12 protein-coding genes are annotated in these 21676 nt (G+C 47.9%); 7 read left to right on the top strand and 5 right to left on the bottom strand.

Annotated features, from left to right (window positions below; genetic code table 11):
• Nucleotides 1–227 precede the first annotated feature (227 nt).
• From MYF79_RS21890 to MYF79_RS21880, 3 genes are all read right to left on the bottom strand, one after another.
• Nucleotides 228–2039, bottom strand: a complete 1812-nt coding sequence (locus tag MYF79_RS21890) for a hypothetical protein (protein WP_247809972.1) — start codon at nucleotides 2037–2039, stop codon at nucleotides 228–230.
• 392 nt (nucleotides 2040–2431) lie between these two features.
• Entirely contained in the window at nucleotides 2432–3847 is a 1416-nt protein-coding gene (locus tag MYF79_RS21885) for an alpha-L-fucosidase (protein ID WP_247809971.1), read from the bottom strand.
• Between the two features lie 130 nt (nucleotides 3848–3977).
• The gene (locus MYF79_RS21880) at nucleotides 3978–4553 is read right to left on the bottom strand and encodes a YceI family protein (protein WP_247809970.1); all 576 of its coding nucleotides are present in this window, start codon (nucleotides 4551–4553) and stop codon (nucleotides 3978–3980) included.
• 196 nt (nucleotides 4554–4749) lie between these two features.
• Here MYF79_RS21880 and MYF79_RS21875 point away from each other — a divergent pair, with 196 nt between their 5' ends.
• Nucleotides 4750–6033, top strand: a complete 1284-nt coding sequence (locus MYF79_RS21875) for an amidohydrolase (protein WP_247809969.1) — start codon at nucleotides 4750–4752, stop codon at nucleotides 6031–6033.
• Between the two features lie 314 nt (nucleotides 6034–6347).
• Here the strand turns inward: MYF79_RS21875 and MYF79_RS21870 are convergent, their stop codons facing one another.
• On the bottom strand, nucleotides 6348–7838 hold the full coding sequence (locus MYF79_RS21870; protein ID WP_247809968.1) for a S8 family peptidase: 1491 nt from the start codon (nucleotides 7836–7838) through the stop codon (nucleotides 6348–6350).
• A 915-nt stretch (nucleotides 7839–8753) separates the two neighbouring features.
• On the opposite strand from MYF79_RS21870, the gene MYF79_RS21865 reads away from it, so the two are divergent.
• Nucleotides 8754–9647, top strand: a complete 894-nt coding sequence (locus MYF79_RS21865; RefSeq protein ID WP_247809967.1) for a PfkB family carbohydrate kinase — start codon at nucleotides 8754–8756, stop codon at nucleotides 9645–9647.
• Nucleotides 9648–9876: 229 nt separating this feature from the next.
• Here the strand turns inward: MYF79_RS21865 and MYF79_RS21860 are convergent, their stop codons facing one another.
• Nucleotides 9877–12654 (bottom strand): substrate-binding domain-containing protein, encoded by a 2778-nt coding sequence (locus tag MYF79_RS21860; protein WP_247809966.1) that lies wholly within the window; start codon nucleotides 12652–12654, stop codon nucleotides 9877–9879.
• A gap of 221 nt (nucleotides 12655–12875) precedes the next feature.
• Between MYF79_RS21860 and MYF79_RS21855 the strand changes: the two genes are divergently transcribed.
• Genes MYF79_RS21855 through MYF79_RS21835 form a run of 5 tightly spaced genes read left to right on the top strand, consistent with a single transcriptional unit; the run spans nucleotide 12876 to nucleotide 21560 of the window.
• Nucleotides 12876–14204 carry a sugar porter family MFS transporter gene (locus MYF79_RS21855; protein WP_247809965.1) on the top strand — a complete coding sequence of 443 codons (1329 nt, stop codon included), beginning with the start codon at nucleotides 12876–12878 and terminating at the stop codon, nucleotides 14202–14204.
• A gap of 29 nt (nucleotides 14205–14233) precedes the next feature.
• On the top strand, nucleotides 14234–15151 hold the full coding sequence (locus MYF79_RS21850; RefSeq protein WP_247809964.1) for a carbohydrate kinase family protein: 918 nt from the start codon (nucleotides 14234–14236) through the stop codon (nucleotides 15149–15151).
• 46 nt (nucleotides 15152–15197) lie between these two features.
• Nucleotides 15198–18278, top strand: a complete 3081-nt coding sequence (locus MYF79_RS21845) for a SusC/RagA family TonB-linked outer membrane protein (RefSeq protein WP_247809963.1) — start codon at nucleotides 15198–15200, stop codon at nucleotides 18276–18278.
• A gap of 21 nt (nucleotides 18279–18299) precedes the next feature.
• Nucleotides 18300–20018, top strand: a complete 1719-nt coding sequence (locus tag MYF79_RS21840) for a RagB/SusD family nutrient uptake outer membrane protein (protein ID WP_247809962.1) — start codon at nucleotides 18300–18302, stop codon at nucleotides 20016–20018.
• A 33-nt stretch (nucleotides 20019–20051) separates the two neighbouring features.
• Nucleotides 20052–21560 (top strand): glycoside hydrolase family 32 protein, encoded by a 1509-nt coding sequence (locus tag MYF79_RS21835; protein WP_247809961.1) that lies wholly within the window; start codon nucleotides 20052–20054, stop codon nucleotides 21558–21560.
• Nucleotides 21561–21676: the final 116 nt, after the last annotated feature.

Genomic DNA, 21676 nt, shown 5'->3' with positions numbered 1-21676 from the left:
ATTGTATAATGATATTGTAATAAAAAGTTAAGGGAAAGATAAAGGAACGTTAAGCAGGCTCCGGAGTAAATAACACCTCGTGTATATATGCCTGATACCAGGTGGAGGTGTGCCGGATAAAAAAGGGCTGTATTCCGCCGGATACAGCCCTTTTTTCAAATATAATGACATCTTCCCGGGGTCATTCCCAGACGCGGAAATAAGCGCGCTAAAAGCGGAATAAAGCCTTATTTTTTCTGGTCCTTATCAATCTTGTTCAGCATGGCATTCAGCGGTTTTATCTGGCTGAAGACATGACTCAGATCGCCGGGGGCCAATGAGGCGCCATGGTGACAGGTAAAGCAGGTATGGCTGGTGGACTGGAAATAGGTTTCCATGGTGCTGTTGGCCAAGAGGCTCGTGCCAATAGCCAACCCGGAAATGGAATCTCTAGGATTATAGACATTTCCGTTAGGTATTGAACCACCGGATGTCCATACAGCGCCGATGAATACGTAATTCTTCCTGATGTCAGCACCTGGTATCAGGCCCATGATCGCATTGTTGATAGCGATAATTTCGGTATTGGAAGCTGACGCGCTGGTATCCTGCTGATTGGGAATGGAGTCCATAGCCGCGCCGAATGGGAACATGCGCTGCGTATTGCTGGGCGCTATGCCAATTTTTGGAACAGCCGCTGTCAGGTTTTGCGTAGTTGCGTCGAAGTTAATGTAGTTAACGTTATAAGGAGTGTCGGCTGCATTGCTGTTAAAGAGCCAGGGGCCTTTGTCTGCCGCAACGGTCTGCACCTGCCCTTTAGTGTTAAGATACTGATAGGCTGCATTTGGTGTATTGCTCTGATGTTCAAATGTTGCCCATATCATCTCCGGGTGGCCTGCTGCGCTGCCGACAATATGTATACCTACTAAGGCCAGTTTTGCCTTCTTTTGTCCGGAGAGTTTCCAGAGTGTATCAGAGGAAGCGGTATATGTGGGAATCATAGCCTCCATCAGGAAATAGTCCTGCGGATTAGCCAGGCTGTCGGCTATTACCCATGAGGTTTTCAGTTCCATGGTCAGCGCATTTGAATCGGTAGGGACCGGATAGCCATGTGTCTTTGCGTAGTTCACGATACAGGTCCTTTCCGCTGCCGTAGTCGGGAATTGCAGGCCTGAGATGCTGTCGTTCTTAAACTTCGGATCATTAACGGCAGTGAGGTAATAGGCATACATATCATTTACCATGGTGATATAATATACCAGGGAATTATTTTGAGCGATCAGTGCATTGCGTGTAGCCTGTGTTACTTCTGCATCAACTTCGTTACCGTTTATATCGACGAAAACGGTGCCTGTGGACGTAGGAAATGCATGGAGCACTCTTTCGGGATTGAGCAGTTTCGTAACGATCTGCGCCTGTTCGATCTTATTGCCGGCTTTGTCTTTAAGTAGTGCTGGTGCGTTGGCTACCTTTTCCACCTTGCCCAGTTCTATCAGTTTACCGGCGTTGTTTTTGAACACTACTTTTTCTCCTGCTTTGTGGAACATCACTTCAAACAGACGGCCTTGTTTGTCCCTGAAAACAGGCAACCTGTTAGGCCCGTTCTTATCAAGGCTGCTGCTGGCTGTAGGAATGATGCCCGCTATGTGTCTCTCCATTTGTAATCCACCAGCCGAATCGGCTACTACGTTGAAAAACACCGGAGAAGCCATTACAGAACCGCCATACTGCTCGGAAGAAGACGTGATCCACAGGAACATACGTTCCGACCATTGATAGAAATCACAGTTGTCCTGGTGTGGAAAGGTGACGCTGTTGGCTGGAGTGACTGCACCATTTTCAGTAGCGTTACCACTTTGAAACCAGGTATTAAATGAGTCCTTCGATACAGTGCAGCTGGCCATAGCATCCTGGGGTAGTTTGATGCGGGAGTAGGGACCGGCGCCGACTGCGCTTTCTGTGGTTTTGTTGTTGTTGTTGTTACTTGTGTTGCAGGCGCCGAGCCAGATGAGGGTGACAGCTGCCATGAGGGAAATACCAATAATTAGGTTCTTTTTCATGTTGTGCGGTTTTTTAACGTGTGTTGATTACGGGAAATCGATTTTGAGTTGAAGTAACAACCACAGCTGATCCGGTATACTAAAGGATAGTATAGATAGAGAGGAAATGTTACCTGTTATTTGGGTGATGTTTTATTCAGGAAGGGTTAAGGATATCTTCTTATTGAGATGTTATAGAAGTAAATATAGTATATATTACATAAAAAGACGAATAATTTTTTTTGTTGATCTCTGGCGTCATTGCAATAGGGGAGACTAACAATGCCCGGTGGTTGTTTAGTTTCAACGGGCGTTGGTGTGGACAATATGCCTGGCAGTCCTCACCAGGTACCTGGATAAAAAGAAAGCGCCTCAAATGTTTGAGACGCCTTCTATTATAGGATGGTTATTATTTACACACTGATCTTAAACGCTGCACTATATTTCAAACCACTTTTCTCCTGTATGTTCTTCGGAACCTTAATGGTCAGCTGACCGTCCTTCAAGGTCCATTGCAGTTTCGCTTTGGTACCTAACAAAGCAATACGGTTGATCTTTTTGATATCCTGCACCGCAAAGCTTACTTCAGCCGGCAGTTTCACCTCATCGCTGTCGGAAAGATAATAGGCATAGATGGAATGCTGGTCTTTCGACTGCGTGAAGTAAACGTTCTTATCGGAATAGGGCGCTACCGGTCTTGAACCATGGATACCTTCGCCGTTGATGTCCATCCATTTGCCCATGTCTTCCAGGCGTTTGTATGCTTCAGGCGCCCAATCGCCTTTATCGCTGGGCCCGATATTTAACAGGAAGTTACCACCTCTCGACACGATCTTCACCAGCAATGATACCAGCTGACGGGAGGGTTTATATTCATCCCGGGGACTATAGCTCCAGGAATATCCCATTGTCATACAGGTCTCCCATGGATAAGGCAATGGTTTATCAGGAATGGACTGTTCGGGAGTGGTGTAGTTCTCAAATTCACCTGGAACGGTTCTGTCAACAATGATCAGTCCCGGCTGATGGCTGCGGGCCATATTGGCAATGCGCGGCATGTCAATGCTCTGTTTACCGTCAGGTCTTACCCAACCGCCATCCAGCCAGAGGATATCGATAGGACCATAGCCCGTCATTAGTTCCTGGATCTGGTTGTAGGTGAAGTCGTTGAATTTCTGCCAGCGCTCGGGGAACTTCTTGATATCGTAGTTAACATGTTCGTCTTTCGGCGGATAATATTTCCACCAGAAATACTGGCTATGCCAGTCCGGTTTGGAGAAATAGGCGCCGATCATAAAACTGTCCTTCCTGAAGGCGTCAAAGATCTCTTTGGTCACATTGCTGCGCGGATTCTTAGAGAAGGGCGTGTTAGGACTGGTGATCTTATAATCGGTTTCCTTTGTATCGAACATGCAAAATCCGTCGTGGTGTTTGGTGGTGAACACTACATAACGCATACCTGCCGCCTTGGCTGCTTTCTCCCATTTCTCAGGATTGAAATCTACAGGGTTAAAATCGTACTGCAGATGTTCATAAGCACTTCGGTAGGTATTGTAATCCTCACTGTAGGGGCCTTTCCTTACTACCCAGTCAACCGGACAGATACTCCAGCTTTCCACCTCTCCCCAGAGGGTATAGGTGCCCCAGTGCATGAACAGCCCGAAACGCTGGTCCTGCCATTTGGAGAGTTTCCTGATCACTAAAGGATCTTTTGGAGCCTGGTAGTCTTTCGACATTTCATGTACTCCTTCGTTTTCCTGTGCAGATGCGTATTTTCCCGGCAGGATGCCTGCTAATAACAGCGGGAAAATGACCAATAATTTCCTCATGTATAGACCTGTTTAAATAAAATTGTGATGCACTGTAAGATCCCGGAATTGCTTTGTCCAGGATGTGCGTATTTTACCAGATGCTGATAACCTTTTGTCTTTTTAAGGCGGATACAGGGAGGGTGGTCATTTAGTGCCTGAAGGTGAGGTTGAAGGTAATGGTAACATTTTCTCCGGTTGTAAACTGGCCGAAGAGGAAAGTGGGCGGATCAATGTCAAAGTCCCGCATGTCGATCTGCTTTGTGCCTTTAATAGTGATGCTTCTGTCTGCATTGATCTGGGCGGCGCCCACAATATCAATGCTTTGCGTAACACCCGCTACTGTCAGGTTGCCTTTACAGGAGATGACAGTACCTTGTTTGGATACGGCAGCAGATGTGAGATTGAAGGTAATGGTAGGGTACTGTTTCGTTTTCAGCGCCCTGTAGGCAACTGCGTCCAGGCCCGTTCGTTCACTCTTCAGGCTTTCTGCCGGCATCGTGAAATTGAGTAAGGTCAGTCCTCCCAGTTCGCCATCTTCATAGAATGTAAAAGTAGCGTTGCAGGCGATCTTGGAGGTCTTCATCTCCCAGTCGTGCATGGTGGACGTACCGTTGATGGTAAGCGTAAAATCGTTCTTCTGCTGATACTGTACCTGTGCGATTGTGGTTGTCGTTAATTGATTTGCAACAAACAACAGCGTCATAGTCTTAATGAGTGTTTTCATAGTGTGAATTCCAGATTTGATAGTGCAAGTTAGCAGGCCGGACCGGCGCCCGGCATGACGGCCATCAGCCGGGAAACTGATTGACGCTTTCTGTTGGTCTGATATGGGGCAGGGTGGATCATTGGCAGATTACGGTGGGAGATAGGGAAATTTTTTTATATTTTGTCCTATCAAACAACCAAAATCTGACATTGCTATGAAATCCGGATTTATTGCACTCCTGACATTTGTACCCATGCTGGCGATGGCTCAGCTAAAAGAACTGGATAAGAACGTAGCCAGTATCAAAGATTCTGTTATATCCTGGAGAAGGTATCTTCATCAGCATCCCGAGCTGTCTAACCGCGAGTATAAGACCGGTGCTTATATAGCCGCCCGCTTAAAAGCTTTGGGCCTGGAAGTACATACCGGCGTAGGCAAGACCGGTGTTGTGGCCTTACTGAAAGGAGGCAGGCCGGGACCAGTAGTCGCATTACGTGCCGACATGGACGCATTGCCTGTATATGAAAGAGTGGAGCTCCCTTTCAAATCAGTGGATAGTGCAGAATACCTGGGACAGCAGGTGCCTGTTATGCATGCCTGCGGTCATGATTCCCATGTAGCTATATTACTGGGTACGGCATCTGTGCTTGCATCCATGAAGAAAGATATACCCGGAACGGTAAAGTTCATCTTCCAGCCGGCGGAAGAAGGCGCCCCGGGCGATGAGGAAGGCGGCGCTCCGTTGATGATCAAAGAAGGCGTGATGGATAATCCGAAGGTGGATGCCATCTTCGGACTGCATATCAATTCACAGACGCCTATTGGTACAGTGAAGTATAAGTCAGGTGCGGAAATGGCGTCCAGCGACTGGTTTGTTGTAAAGGTAAAGGGGAAACAGTCGCATGGTTCCCAGCCCTGGAATGGCATTGATCCGGTTGTTGTTGCGGCACAGATCATACAGGGCTTTCAAACCATTGTAAGCCGGCAGGCAGAGCTGACCAAAGCGCCTGTGGTGATCACGGTCGGTAAAATACACAGCGGTGTACGCAGTAATATTATTCCGGAAGAACTGGTAATGGAAGGAACGATCCGCACACTGGACAGCAAAATGCAGGAACAGGTACATGAGAAGATGAAGCTGACGGCTACGAAGATCGCTGAGGCTTCGGGTGCTGCTGCAGAAATAAGTATTGATACCAAAACAAAAGTAACCTATAACGATCCTGCCCTCGTGAAACAGATGCTGCCATCAATTGAAGCGGCAATAGGAGGGGATAATGTTAAGGAAGCAGAATGGACAACTGGTGCGGAAGACTTTTCTTTTTACGGTGATAAGGCGCCTGCTTTCTTCTTTTTCCTCGGCGGATTACCTGCAGGAAAAGATCCTGCCAAAGCCGCGCCACATCACACGCCAGATTTCTATATTGATGACTCCCGCCTGGATGCAGGTGTGAAAATATTCTGCCAGCTGGTATTTGATTATGGGAAGAAGAGATAAAATACGTTTTCCGTGTCCATCACTATTACACAGATAAACCGCAAGGTTGTTACAATCAGGTATAACAGCCTGAAGTATAAACGATGGAACACTTTGAAAGTTGACTGATTGAGGAGTACCGATTACACATCTGACAATCTCCATCTGGCATGCGATAAATGAGCACGTATCAAAAATGAATAAGTCCGTCCATGGTGGCTTAAGCAGTAATAAGTCGTTATGAGATATCCGTACAAACATAAGGTGTATCAGACTTTTGATACACCTTATGTTTATTATTCAGACAGCGATACTTCAGGTAGTTATTTTCGCAACTAGAAACTAACCGCTCTGCCTGCGTTTACCTGCCCGTTACCAAAGTAAGCATCTTTACCCGGCAGGCCATAATCGTTCGATGAGCTGCGCAATATAATATCGGCAAGTATGGGATTCATGTTCGGGTATTTGCCATAGAGCAATGCAATGACTGCGCTGGCATGAGGCGCTGCCATACTGGTACCGGCAGACCAGCCATAGGAATATTCACCCGTTGCTTCATCCCAGAAACCAATATTAAAGACGAAATCAAATACATATTCATAGAATACAACGCCGCCAACATTTACGATCGTTGTGTTCAATGGTATATCCCAGTTACCGCCCGGTGCAGCATATGAAATGAACTGTTTGCCGTAGTTCGTAAAGATAGATGGTCTGTACAAAGTGGTATCCTGGTTAATACCCCAGCCCAGCGGACCATTAGAAGCGATGGACAATACGCCGAGTGCAGCAGCAGGATAGGTAATGAATCGCTTTTCCACGTCGTAGTTATACGCATCATTACCGGCTGCAGCAACGAGGGTTGTACCTCTTAAAGTAGCATACAGCGTGGCCCTGTTAATAGCTTTGATGAGGTCTTTTATGTCCCTGTTATATTCCACTACATAGTCGTCGGACGGGTCATCGGGAGTACCGTTATCATCGGTATACGTTTTGCGTGGCAGTTCGCCGCCAAGGCTCATGTTAATGACATCCGCACCATGATTGCTGGCATAAAAGATACCATCGATGATAGCGCTGAAAGGACCGGAACCGGCGTCGGACAATACTTTCACCAGGATCAGTTTTACCTGTGGTGCAACGCCTACCACGCCATTGGCATCATCCACAGCTGCGATGGTGCCGGCAACATGCGATCCATGGCTGAAACCTTCTATGCCATGATACTGTACCTCTTCCCCTTCAATGAAGTTGTGGGTCAGGATGATGTTAGGAGCTATCTCAGGATTGTTCAGCAGGAAGCCGCCGTCGAGCACCGCTACTTTTGCGCCTTTGCCTTTGTAGCCTTTGGCCCAGGCCTGTGGCGCTTTTACTGATTTAAGGCCCCACTGGAGGAAGCTGTATGGATTGCTGGCTACAGCTTCTGTTTTAGCGCCGGCAGCAGGTGCTGCCCCGATCTTGTTGGCACGGAATACTTTACCCGGGAGGCGCCAGTTCATTACAACATCTACTACTACCGACTCTACATCAGCCACCTGCCGTGCTTTTTCAGGGAAGCTGGGATCTGGGGTCTGTACACGGATCAGTCCTAATTCCTGGTTGCTTGTTTTCAGTTTGAAGTTTCTTACATGTAATTTGCTCAGGCTTTCAGAGATAGCTTCCAGCTTAGCGCCTTCTTTGGCGATGATGATAAAACCCCTGTCCTGATGTTTATTGTCGAGGACGTTGTCGCGGACACGGAGGATCTTGTCGTCTTTAGTACAAGAGGCAATGGTCATCAGCATCATAAGGGGAAGTGCCAGGGCAAGGAGTTGAGTTCTTTTCATAGAGCGCTTTTTAAGTGATTAACAGAGTAGTTTTTTTAAGTGATTAACCGCGGTTTTTTGTTTTTGGAATAGTTCTAAGTGTTTAAAGGAGTAACTTTTTTGAGTAATTAACGGCTTGTTTTTTTGTTTGATGGAATAGTTCTAAATGCCTGGCGGACCAGCTTTTTAGGTGAGTAACAGTGTGCTTTTTTGTTTATAGAATAGTTTAAAATGCTTAACTGCATGGCTTTTCCAGCAATGAGCATAGATGCTTTGTTGACAGAACTGGTTTTAAAATGCCTGCTAGCGTGGTTTTAAGTAATTAACAGCGTGTTTCCTGGTTTACAGAACGGTTTTAAATACTTAACAGAATGTTTTTTAAAGTGATTAACAGATTGTTTTTAGTCTACAGAACGGTTTTAAAACATTTAACAGAATGGCTTTTAAAAGCTGCTTACAGAACGGTTTTAAAGATGAAAAAAAGATTGGAAACGGACAGATTTTTGTGCGTTTGGTTGAATACAAAAAGGGTTAAGTGAATGTAAAAAAAATATTTAGAAAATTCATCAGGCTCTTTCATTCTCTTTTGAAATAATACTTATGCAATATTTGAATTGCAGATAATGTATGATTAACTGACATATAGTTTTTTATTCTATTGTTGCTGCACTATTTTTCTGTTACTGTTATATGCTGTCAGCAGCGTGTTACTATACCGCAATGTGTATGAGTATAAATTGAGTATTAAGAGGGCCCCGGTTACATCCTTTTGAAGTGAAATTTATGGGAAATGGTAGCCGGAGTTGACTTGTAAATCAATGAAAATCAATTAAAATGAATCCAGCGGCGACGATAATGCCGCAGATCGGTATCTATTAGCTATATTTGACGCTTATTTAGCATATTAGTTGGTATAATAATTACATAAGAAAGTACATGTACGATATTTGTTGCGTAGGGCATATCACGTTGGATAAAGTAGTGACCACAAAGTCTGTGGTGCACATGGCGGGAGGCACTTCTTTCTACTTTTCCAATGCTATCCGTCATATGGATGTTAAGTATAGACTGGTAACAGGGCTTGCAGAAAGTGAAATGAATAGTGTTACAGAATTGCGCGCGAAAGGCATTGAGGTGGATGTGGTACCGAGCAGGCATACTGTCTATTTCGAGAATATTTATTCTGAAAACCAGGATCACCGTACGCAACGCGTATTGCAGAAGGCAGACCCTTTTTCTATTGAGGCATTATCGCATACGGACGCCCGTTTCTTCCACTTAGGCCCCTTGCTGGCCGACGATATCCCGGTTGAATTGATCAAGTCATTATCTGAGCGTGGAAAGGTTGCGCTGGATGTACAGGGGTATCTGCGCAAGGTGGAGAACCACGATGTACATGCAATAGACTGGCCTGCAAAACAGGAGGCATTGAAATATATCCATACGCTGAAGGCAAATGAGCATGAAATGGAAGTGCTGACGGGCCTGAAAGACGTGCGTAAAGGCGCAAAGGTACTGGCCGACTGGGGTGTTAAAGAAGTTGTGATCACGCTGGGAAGTATGGGATCTGTTATCTATGCGAACGGCGTGTTTTATCATATCCCGGCCTATGTGCCCACTGCTGTGATAGATGCGACAGGATGCGGCGATACCTATATGGCCGGTTATTTATACAAACGTATCAAAGGTGCTTCACTGCAGGAAGCAGGAGAGTTTGCCGCAGCAATGGCTACGCTGAAGATCGAATCTTCCGGTCCGTTCACAGGTACGAAACAAGATGTACTGGCATTGCTGGCAAATAGCAGGGAGAAAGTATTTGCGGAGCTGTAAGATATTGTGATAACCGTCCGGGGGATAATCATCCGGGACGGTTATTACTTCCAATTGTTAACGGGCATCTTTCCGATGATTGTTTGAATAACCCGCGCTTTTTAAAAGTATGTTCCTTCCAATGTATTCAGCATCTGCTGCGAACGTGATGTAAGCACTGCAGAGGAATATGTAAGAAATCAATAGTTATGTTGCCGTTATCAATGAGCAACAATATGCGTTACCTGCATTACACCCCTGGTTTCTTAAACGCCAGTTCCCTGAATGTTTTTGGCGTCTGCTGACATCTGGCTTTAAACACTGTAGAGAAATAAGCAGGGGAGGAGAAACCACAGGTATATGCTATTTCGGCAATGGAAGACTGAGAATTCACCAGCAGGTACTTCGCCTTTTTTACTCTTGCATCCAGTATAAAATCATTGACATTACAATCCAGCAGCTGTTTTACCTTCCGGTATAACTGCATTTTTGAAATAGACAGCTGCGTACAGATATCTTCCACATTGAACTGATCGTTCCCCAGGTTTTCTTCTACTATTGCAGTGAAATCATTTACAAACTTTCTGTCCGGTTTATTGGATTGGACGGCATGCACCCTCGTTTCCGGTTCCGTGATATAGTGATCTTTCAATAATGCGCGGTTACTCAGCGTACTGGCAATACTTTCTTTTAAATACTGCATGTTGAATGGTTTGCTGATATACGCATCCGCTTTATGCTGCATGCCCCTGATCCGCTGTTCTTCGCTGCTATTGGCGCTTAAAAGGATAACTGGAATATGGGAGGTCCTGATATCTTTCTTGATGGTTTCCAGTACCTGGATGCCGTCTATACCCGGCAGCATAATATCACAGATGATAATATCGGGGACGTGACGGAAGGCCAGCTGTAATCCTTCTTCACCGTTGCCGGCGTGAAATACTTCGTAAGATTCGCTGAGATAGCCTGCCAGGAAGCTGTTCAGGTCCGGGTGATCTTCTATGATGAGCAGGGAATAGGACTGGTCCCGGCGGGTAGCGGGTACAGTAGTCACCGGCCCCATATTTTCCAGTTCCTCTACATAGTTGTGCAGCGATTCATTGATGACGTTGATATGTTCTTCTTCCTGCTGGATCTCTTCCGGGGCGAATGGTGCGCTGGTAGCCGGCAATGTGATCGTGAAGGTCGTACCGGCGCCTTTTTTACTTTTCACGACGATATTGCCATGATGCAGCTGGATGATCTCGCGGCTGAGCGCAAGACCGATGCCCGTGCCTTTATGCTCGCTTTCCCTGCTCTGATAGAATAGCTCAAAAGCGTGCAGGAGGGTATTCTCGTCCATGCCTGCGCCATCGTCTTCAATACGCAGTATCGCCTCTTCATTGTTGCCCGACAGTTCGAGGTATATATGCACCTTACCATAGTCGGACGTGAACTTGAAAGCGTTAGACAGCAGGTTATACAGCACGCGATCGAAGAGGCGCTGGTCCAGCCAGGCTTTGATGCCGGGCTGACGACTGACAAGGCGGAAATCTATGTGTTTCTTGACGGCAATGCCTTTGAATGCTTCCATGATCTCGGTGACGAAAGCGGGAAGCTCATTCTCCGAAACTTTCAGTTGCAGTTTGCCGCTTTCTATTCTGCGGAATTCCAGGAGTTGATTCACCAGCCGCATCAGGCGCACCACGTTCCTGCGCATGAGCTCCAGCTGTTGCTTCTGGACGGAGGATAGCTGTCTGCCTGCCAGCAGGTTTTCCAGGGGCGCCTGTATGAGGGTGAGCGGTGTACGGAATTCGTGGGAGAGATTGGTGAAGAAGGCAAACTTTGCTTCGGTGGCCTTTTCCGCCTTGCTGGTCATTTCCACCAGCTGGTCGCGTTGCAGGAGTATCTCGTCCCGTTGTTGTTTCAGCTGATGATTGATCCGCCGGTTAGTGCGCAGGATGAAGAACAGGACGATCCCCAGGAGAAAGGCAATACAGAGGGAGGTGGCTACAATGCGCAGGAGGTGCTGCTGGTCCTGGTACAGGCGGCGTTGCTCCTGCAGGAGGGCCTGTTGCTGTTCTATTTCCTGGTGTTGTACCTGTATCTTGTCGATCTGCAGGCGCATCAGTTTTACATTGGTGCTGTCGATCAATACTGTCTGCAGCAGCGTATTCCTCGGCGGCTTTCTGCCAGCCAGGATGTTGGCCGCCATGGCAATCGCCTCCTTACCGCCGCTGGGGTACAGGAGAGAGGCGCTCAGCACGCCGCGCGATACAAGGTCGATACCTGCATCCGGGTAGGGAGAGGCGTCAACCCCGATAAACCTGACATTGGAAATGCCTTTATCCCGGCAATATTGATACATGGCGTAGGCCATGACATCGTTCTGTGCAAAGATGATATTGGCCTGGCGGATGGCCGCGTCGTTCCTTTGGGCGGCTTCCTTTGTTTTATCGGCTACCCAGCTGCCTTCCAGGGTGGCAGTCAGTTCTAAGCCGGGATACTTCGCCAGGGCGGCACGGAATCCTTCATGTCTTTCCACGGTGGGCGAGGAGCCCCGTAGTCCCGTTACTTCGATGATGCGTCCTTTCCCCTTCAGTTGGGCGGCAATATACTCCGCCGCCTGCTTGCCGATATTGCGGTTGTCTCCTCCGATATAAGCAGTAAAAGAGTCGGTAGCGGCTTTACGGTCAAGTATGATCACCGGTATACCCTTCCCATATACCTCCGCGATGATAGGCGCCAGGGGCATTGCTTCGTTAGGCGATACCAGCAGGATGTCGATCTTTTCTTTCAGCAGTTCCCTGATCTGTGCCACCTGCCGGGGACTGCTGCTTTCGGCGTCCTTATACAGCAATTTCATTTCAGGATGGTAGAACAGTTCCCTTTTCATTTCCGTGAGCATGTTCCTCCGCCAGTCGTCATTACCTGTACACTGGGAGAACCCGATACGGTATTTCGGTTCCGCTTCGCGGCGGCAACCCAGGCCGCATAAAATGACGGAGAGCAGAAAAATATAGATCTGTTTTGGAAAGTTGGCTGACAACGTGGTTGTTTTTTAAACGGTGGAATGTGCTGATTTCTAAAAACAATGATACAAAAATGAAATGATTGGGTATTGATCTTTATTGTTGATTTATTTAAATGAATGATAATTAGTTGGTTATGTTTTTTTAGAAAAGTTACAAATTTGATAGTAATGGAGACGGAGCCATAAGGAGCGGCAGGGGTGATTGAGTAGGTTTGAGTCATAAACGATTCTGCGTTATGACTAATAAAACGGTGTTTTTCTGGGCTTTTGTAGTAGCCCTGGGTGGTTTCCTCTTCGGTTTCGATACGGCGGTAATTTCCGGTGCTGAGCAGTCTATTCAGCAATACTGGGGTTTATCGGAAGTGCAACATGGTTTGACCGTGTCTATTGCTTTAATAGGTACCGTATTCGGTGCATTGGGGGGCAGCATCCCTTCCGACAGGTTAGGAAGGAGGTCCACCTTACTGCTGGTAGCGGCCATTTACCTGTTCTCCGCCGTCGGGACGGCCCTGGCCGGCAACTGGTATCTTTTCCTGTTATGCCGTTTTATCGGAGGGCTGGGTGTAGGGGCATCTTCTGTTACTGCCCCTGTTTATATATCCGAGGTATCGCCGGCAAAGTACCGGGGAAGAATGGTGGCCTTGTTCCAGTTTAACGTGGTACTGGGAATCCTGATATCCTACCTGTCCAATTACCTGATCGGTATGGGAGGTGATAGTTCCTGGCGCCTGATGCTGGGAGTACAGGCAGTACCTGCAGCCTTGTTCCTGGTCCTACTGAAATGGGTGCCTGAAAGTCCCCGCTGGCTGCTGATCAACGGCCTCAGGGAGCAGGCGGCTATCGCCACCCTGAAGGTGATCAATCCCGGCGGATTTCTGGCTGACATCGACACCATCCGGCAATCGCAGCAGGTCCAGGCCAGCCAGGTACAAAGTGAAAAGCTGTTCACCGCAAAATATAATACACCCGTGATGTTGGCGGTATTGTTTGCCATGTTCAACCAGGTATCCGGCATCAATGCGATCATTTACTATGCGCCCCGCATTTTCGAAATGTCTGGCCTGGGGGCAGGATCTTCACTGCTTTCCACCGTCGGCATCGGCATTGTCAACTTCATATTCACCCTCACCGCTATCCGCTTTATAGACAGGATAGGCCGGCGCCAGCTGATGCTGATAGGTACGGTCGGCCTGATTGCCACATTGGGACTGGTGGCGGTATCTTTTTATATGCATACCGGCGGTATAGCTGTGGTGTCTTACCTCCTGATATACATCGCTTTTTTCGCTTTCTCACAGGGAGCCGTGATCTGGGTATTCATTTCGGAGATCTTTCCCAACCAGGTACGTGCCAAGGGACAGACGCTGGGCAGTTTTACCCACTGGATCATGGCGGCGGTCATTGCATTCACATTCCCCTACCTGGCCAGTCGTATCGGGGGCGGACATATCTTCCTCTTCTTCTGTGTGATGATGATACTGCAGCTGGTGTTCGTATTGCGCTGGATGCCGGAAACGAAAGGCAGGACACTGGAAGAGATTGAAATGACGATGGTGGTACACTAAATGATTTTTGAACCCTTTTGATTACAACTATGACAAACTACAATATCGTAAGCCTGGGAGAGATCCTGTGGGATATATTACCCGAGCAGGAACTGCCGGGAGGCGCGCCGCTGAATGTTGCCTATCATCTGCATAAGCAATCGCAAAAGGTGGTACTGGTGTCGAGAATAGGGAATGATCAGCATGGGCAGCGTTTGCTGGACATCATGCAGCAACGGGGATTGGCTACTGATCTTATTCAGCGCGATAACAGGTATGATACCGGTAAGGTATACGCGCGTATGGATGAGCAACTGGATATGCAGTATGATATAGTATATCCTGTGGCCTGGGACCATATCAGCTGGGATACAGCGTTGGATGCAATGTTCCGGAACGATGAACTGCAATACCTCGTATATGGCAGCCTGCTGGCGAGAAATGAAGTATCCCGCAATACGCTGGAGAAAGCTTTGCAGTCGCCCGCCAGGAAGGTACTGGACATCAACCTGCGGGCGCCTTACTACACAAAAGAAACACTGGAATGGTTGCTGTTCAGCTGTGACCTGTTGAAGCTGAATATCGGGGAACTCGAATTGATCGCTGACTGGTACGGCAATTTTAAAACATCGGAGGAGCGGATAAAGCTATTGTCTGAAAGATTCAACATTCAAACCATCATCGTTACCCTGGGCGGTAAAGGGTGTATGGGCTATATACAGGGGCAGTTTTATTACCAGGAAGGGCAGCCGGTGAAAGTGGCAGATACCATCGGCAGTGGAGACGCTTTCCTGGCGGGTTTCCTCACCTCACAGATCAGCGGGTATACACCCGCATACAGTCTTGCTTATGCCAATGCACTCGGGGCATTGGTAGCATCGAAACCGGGCGGTTGCCCGGATTACGATCCGCAGGAAATAACAGACATGATCGTCAAAAAGAAAGCATACGTCAGCACGGGACAATAATACATATCGTCTATTTTATTTCCACAACCAAACTAAAATTCCATTTATGAAAAGGTTATTCTACCTCTTACCTATGCTGCTGTTCAGCATGCTGACAGTAGCGCAGCAAAAGCTCTATCAGGGCACTGTTACCAGTCGCCAGGGCAAGACGCCTCTTCCCGGTGTGACTGTACAGGCAGGCAAGGCAAATGCCATTACAGACAATGCCGGCCATTTCTCTATCAATGCGGCTCCCGGCGAGAAGCTCACCTTCACCTACCTGGGCATGAAACCAATGACGCAGGAAGTGCCTGCGAATACAGCTGTACTGTCAATCGAACTGGAAGAGAATGCCACAGACCTGAACCAGGTAGTTGTAACCGGTTATCAGACGCAGAAGAAGGCTGACCTGACCGGCGCTGTAGCCGTTGTGAATGTTGCCGAGATCAAAGATATTCCAATGGGCAATCCGCTGAAAGCCCTGCAAGGCAGAGTACCGGGTGTTATGATCACTACGGATGGTGCACCCAATAGCGCTGCCACAGTGAGGATCAGGGGAATTGGCACCCTGGGCAACAATGATCCGTTGTATGTGATAGATGGTATTCCCACCAAGCGCGGATTACAGGAACTGAACCAGAACGATATCGAGTCGATACAGGTATTGAAAGATGCCTCTTCTGCCACGATCTATGGTTCAAGGGCAGCGAATGGTGTTATCATTGTGACGACGAAGAAAGCGAAGAAGGGCTTTAGCCGGATCAATGTAGATGCATCCTCCTCTCTGCAATACTACAGTACAAAGCTGAAGACGCTGAACACCGAAGGCCGTGGCCGGGCTTACTGGCAGGCGGCTGTGAATGATCATTCAGATCCGGACAATAACCAGATCTATCAGTATGACTGGAACGGCGATTACAACAATCCGGTACTGAACAGGATCATACTGCCCGAATACATTGATGCAGCAAAGACGATGAAGCCTGCAGATACTTACTGGTATGATGAGATAGCACAGGCATCCCTCTTACAGAACTATAATATATCACTGACCAACGGGGGAGAGAAAGGTAATTCATTCTTTTCCGTTGGCATGTACAACAACAAGGGCATCGTTAAAGACACCCGTCAGCAAAAACTTACTGCCCGTTTTAATACCGATTATTCCTTCTTTAAAGGCAGATTGAAAATGGGAGAGAACCTGTCTGCCACTTATATCAAAGATGCATTAGTGCCGGCAACAGATATACTTTTCGCCGCCCTGGTACAACAGCCGGTGGTGCCGGTACATACTGTAAATGGCGGCTGGGGTGGCCCTGCTCCGGGTATGACGGACAGGCAAAACCCTGTGCGTCTTATTGAAGATAATAAACAGAATAAGAGCCAGTTCGTAAGACTGTTCGGTAATGCGTATGCTGACCTGGAAATTATACCACGCCTGCATTTCAGGTCCAGCTTTGGTATTGATTACAATGGCACATTCCAGCGGGTGCTGCGTAAGTCCTATACTTCCGGTTTCCTTTCTGATAAGACGAACCAGGTAAATACCTCGCAGGACTACAATGGCAACTGGGTATGGCAGAATACACTTTCTTACAATGTTGCATTGAAGAAACACCGTGTAGATTTTCTGCTGGGCGAAGAACAGATCAAATACATGGCGCAGAATTTCTTTGCCAGCAGGCAGGGATATGCATTGGAGAATATAGATTACGCGTACCTCGATGCAGGCACTACGCAAAAGGATAATGGCGGTAGTGGCAGCGGATATACTTTGTTGTCTTATTTCGGTAAGGTGAACTATGCGTACGATAACAAGTACCTGGCATCTGTAACCCTGCGCCGGGATGGATCTTCCCGCTTCGGGAAGGATAACCGCTTTGGTACTTTCCCTGCCTTCTCGCTGGGATGGCGTATCAGTGAAGAAGGCGCTGTGAAATCGGCCCTGCCGTTCATCTCCGATCTGAAACTGCGCGCAGGCTGGGGAAGAAGCGGTAACCAGGAGATCGTGAACAATGCCACCTATACACTGTATTCAGCTATCTATGGCATTGATCCTACCTGGGACTTTGACAGTGGCAGTGCTTACGATCTGAATGGCAGTGGTACGGGGCAGTTACCTTCAGGTTATACGCTGATCAGGCAGGGTAATACAGCGCTGAAATGGGAGAGCACCAAAGAAACCAACCTGGGGATCGATTTCGGTTTGCTGGACAATCATATTTCCGGGTCGGTTGATTACTTTATCAAGAAGACATCTGATATCCTGATCAATCCTGCTTACCTGGCAGTGATCGGTGAAGGTGGTTCCAGGTATGCGAATGGCGCATCTATGGAAAATAAGGGACTGGAGGCTATTGTGTCTTATTCCGGCGACATAGCCCCTGGGTTGACCTTAACCATGACGGGCAACGTTGCTACCTATCGCAACAGGATCACTTACCTGCCCGATGAAGTGTTGACCTCTTATCCGGGCAATGGTCAGGATAAAACCATCCTGGGGCGTTCGATCAATTCCACGTTTGGCTATGTAGCAGATGGCATATTCCGGTCGCAGCAGGAAGTAGACGAGCATGCCAGCCAGATCGGAAAGGGCGTGGGGCGTATCCGTTACAAGGACCTGAACGGCGACAAAGAGATCAATGATAAGGACAGGGATTATATCGGCAAAGGAGATCCCGATTTTACATATGGACTGAATGTTGCGCTGGAGTATAAACACTTCGACCTGTCTTTCTTTCTGCAGGGTGTACAGGGCATACAGGTGTACAATACCTATAAGACGTATACCGACTTTGCGTCTATCTGGACAGGGACAAACTGGGGGCAGCGTACATTAGATGCATGGACGCCGCAGCATGCCAATACAGCTATTCCGGCACTGACGCTGGTAGACCGTAACAATGAGAACCGTACGTCTACCTATTTCCTGGAGTCAGGCTCTTACCTGAAGTTGCGTAACATTCAGCTGGGGTATAGCTTCAGACATCTCTTCCATGGCCAGTTCCAGACAGCAAGGGTGTATGTGCAGGGCAGCAACCTGTTCACCGTAAAAAGCAAAAGTTTTACTGCTACAGATCCGGAGAATCCTAACAATGCATATCCTATTCCTGTTATCGGGACCCTGGGACTGAACCTGTCATTCTAGTACCTGTTAAACATGATCACAATGAAACGTTTTATATATCTCTTCACCTGTTGCAGCCTCTTATTGGCCAGCTGCAGCAATTTCCTGGATCAGACACCGCAGGCGGTTGTATCCGGCGATGATCTGAATACGCCTGAGAACGTAGATAAGATGGTAACTGCCGCTTATGCTGCATTAGGCAATGACCATTATACTGCGCCTTATTCCAGTATGTGGCCCTATGGTAACCTGCGTAGCGGGGATGCCTACAAGGGTGGCGATGGTGCGGGCGATATCAGTGAATATCATTTTTATGAAACCTTTGCACTGAACAGGGTGGACAATGGTCTTACGGACCTGCTGTGGTTCCGCCTGTACGTATGCATTGGTCGTACAAATGATGCATTGGCGCGTCTGAATGCCATCAGCGAAGATGCGTTCCCTGAAAAAGTAGTAAGGCAGGCGGAAGTACGTTTTCTCCGTGCGCATTATTATTTCCTGCTGAAGATACTGTTCAAATACATGCCTTATATTGATGAAACGGTAGCGAAGGAAAATTATCCGGCTATTTCAAATAAAGCGCTTGGCAATGATGAGTTGTGGACGAAGATAGCAGACGATTTTCGTTTTGCTGCCGACAATCTGCCGGCCACACAGCCGCAGATCGGCAGGGTGAATAAATTCGCCGCGAAGGCATACCTGGCAAAGACCTTGCTGTACCAGGCCTATAAGCAGGATGAAAGCAATGCGGTAACCGCTGTTGATGCCGCTACTTTACAGCAGGTGAATGCCCTGTGTGATGAGGTGATCGGTGCAGGACGCTATCAGCTGAACGGTGATTTTGCGAACAACTTCAGAGCTGCCACTGAGAATAGCGCGGAATCAGTTTTCGCCATCCAGTATTCAAGAGAGGATGGCACACCTAAAGGCAGGTTGGATTATGGACATGCGCTGGATTATCCGATGAACACAGATTATGGTTGCTGTGGTTTTCATTCGCCCAGCTATAACCTGATCAATGCGTTTAAAACAGATGCTTCGGGATTGCCGATGTTCAATACCTTCAATGATAAGAACATTAGCGGCGGCAGTGATTTTCAGACCAATACATTTGATCCGCGGCTGGACCATACTGCAGCCATACCCGGGCATCCTTACAAGTATGATCCCAAGTTTATCTACCAGCGCGCCTGGGCCCGCGCCCCGGATGTATATGGCAGCTACCTGAGCCTGAAGGAGGCGGTATTACCGAATGATGCGGCGTTCCAGAAAATACCTCCTTTTATGTCGAGCTCCAAGAACTGGGATATTATCCGTTATGCCGATGTACTGTTGTTTAAAGCAGAAGCACTGGTAGAACTGGGACGGCAGGATGAGGCGCTGGCATTGGTCAACAGTATCAGGACGAGAGCCGGCAACAGCACCGGCTTGCTGAAGCAGTCGGACGGCTCTTTTACATCCAATTACAAGATAGATGTTTACAAGCCTGGTGTTAACTGTACCTGGAGCCAGGACTTTGCGCGGCAGGCTGTACGCTGGGAGCGCCGTTTAGAGTTTGCAATGGAAGGGTATCGTTTTTTTGACCTGGTACGCTGGGGCATTGCTGCCGAATATCTGAATGCGTATTTTGCGGTGGAGAAAACGAGGAGCGCTCATCTGGCAGATGCAGCGTTTAAAAAAGGAAGGGATGAATATCTGCCGGTGCCTCTAAACCAGATGAATTATAGCAAAGGATTATATAAACAAAATACCGGTTGGTGATCTGTACTGGCCCATTAAAACATTGTCCATTTTATGAATAAGCAACTGTTTACTTTATGGCTGATATGCCTGATGCCGTTTACGCTGCTGGCCCAGCAACAGGACGTTCCTACCCCGCAGTGGCGTCCTGTATATCATTTCACGCCGCCGAAGAACTGGACGAACGATCCTAACGGCCTGATCTATCTCAATGGCGTATACCATCTCTACTATCAGCACAATCCTTATGAGAACAAGTGGGGGCATATGAGCTGGGGGCATGCTACCAGCAAAGATCTGCTGAACTGGAAACATTTGCCTGTGGCTATCCCGGAGATAGAAACAAAAGACACGACCACCTGGATCTTTTCCGGTTGCGCCGTGCTGGATAAAAACAATACGAGTGGTTTTGGCAGCAAGGACAAGGCGCCGCTGGTAGCTATCTATACCGCCGATCAGCCAAAACAACAGAAAGAATCGCAGTTTGTGGCGTACAGCAATGACGGTGGTCTGACCTTTACTAACTACGCAGGCAATCCGGTAGTGGATATTCATAAAAAGGATTTCCGTGATCCCAGTGTGATCTGGATGGAGGAGCAGCAGCAATGGGTGATGACCGTAGCGGTTCCGCAGGAGCATCGGTTACAGTTCTACGGCTCCAAAGATCTCAAAAAATGGGACTTGCTGAGTGAATTCGGTGATCAGGGAGATACGCGTAAGATCTGGGAATGCCCTTCTCTCACGCCCTTGTATGTAGATGGGGATCCTGCAAAGAAGAAATGGCTGATCATGATCTCTTCCGGCAATCCCGATGCGGCTACAGGCATGCAGTATTTTACGGGTGATTTTGACGGGAAGACTTTCAAAAATGACAATCCGGCGGAGCATCAGCAGTTCGTGGATTATGGCAGGACCTTCTATGCGGCGATCCCTTACAACAACCTGCCGGATGGCAGACAGACTATGCTGGGCTGGCTGATGCCTTTCGAGACACCGACCTATCCATGGCGTGGGCAGATGTCCATTGCACGGGACCTGTTGCTGAAATCAACACCTGCTGGCGTGCAGCTGTACCAGCAGCCGGCAGCGGTACTTAATGCCTCGCTGGACAAGTTGCCGGCGTCTAAGAAACTGGTGAAACAGGGCTTTGAGATAGATAGTAAGGAAACGCCGATCAGCAAGGGCGGGCAATTTAATTCAAATGCCAATTGGATAGATGTTACGTTCGTACCCGGTACGGGAGAGGATTTTGGGGTCAAATTAGGGCAGGATCCTGTTGCGAAGGTAGAGACTGTTGTAGGATATAATACCGCCCGTAATGAGCTTTATATTGCGAATGAGAAAGGACTGGTAATGGATAAGCTGACCGTGAAGCCGGCTGAAGGGAAGATTCGCTTGCAGGTGTTGTTTGACAAGTCGTCTGTGGAGGTGTTCGTGAATGGCGGGGAGCGGGTGTTGACAACGTTGATCTTCCCGGGGGAAAAGGCTACGGGTTGTGCGCTGTTTGCGAAGAACGGGAAGGTGATGGTGGAGGCCTTGCGGGTATGGGATCTGGCGAGGTGAGTGTGCCTGGTTTAATAATATTGCAAGGGTTGTATTCAAAATACAACCCTTTTTAATTTACGCAAAGTAATGTCGACCGCCATCCCATCTGAAATCGGGTATGAGATCCGCTTGCA

The sequence above is a fragment of the Chitinophaga filiformis genome (assembly GCF_023100805.1).
Taxonomy (GTDB): Bacteria; Bacteroidota; Bacteroidia; order Chitinophagales; family Chitinophagaceae; genus Chitinophaga; species Chitinophaga filiformis_B.
This window is presented reverse-complemented; position numbering and strand designations above follow the sequence as displayed.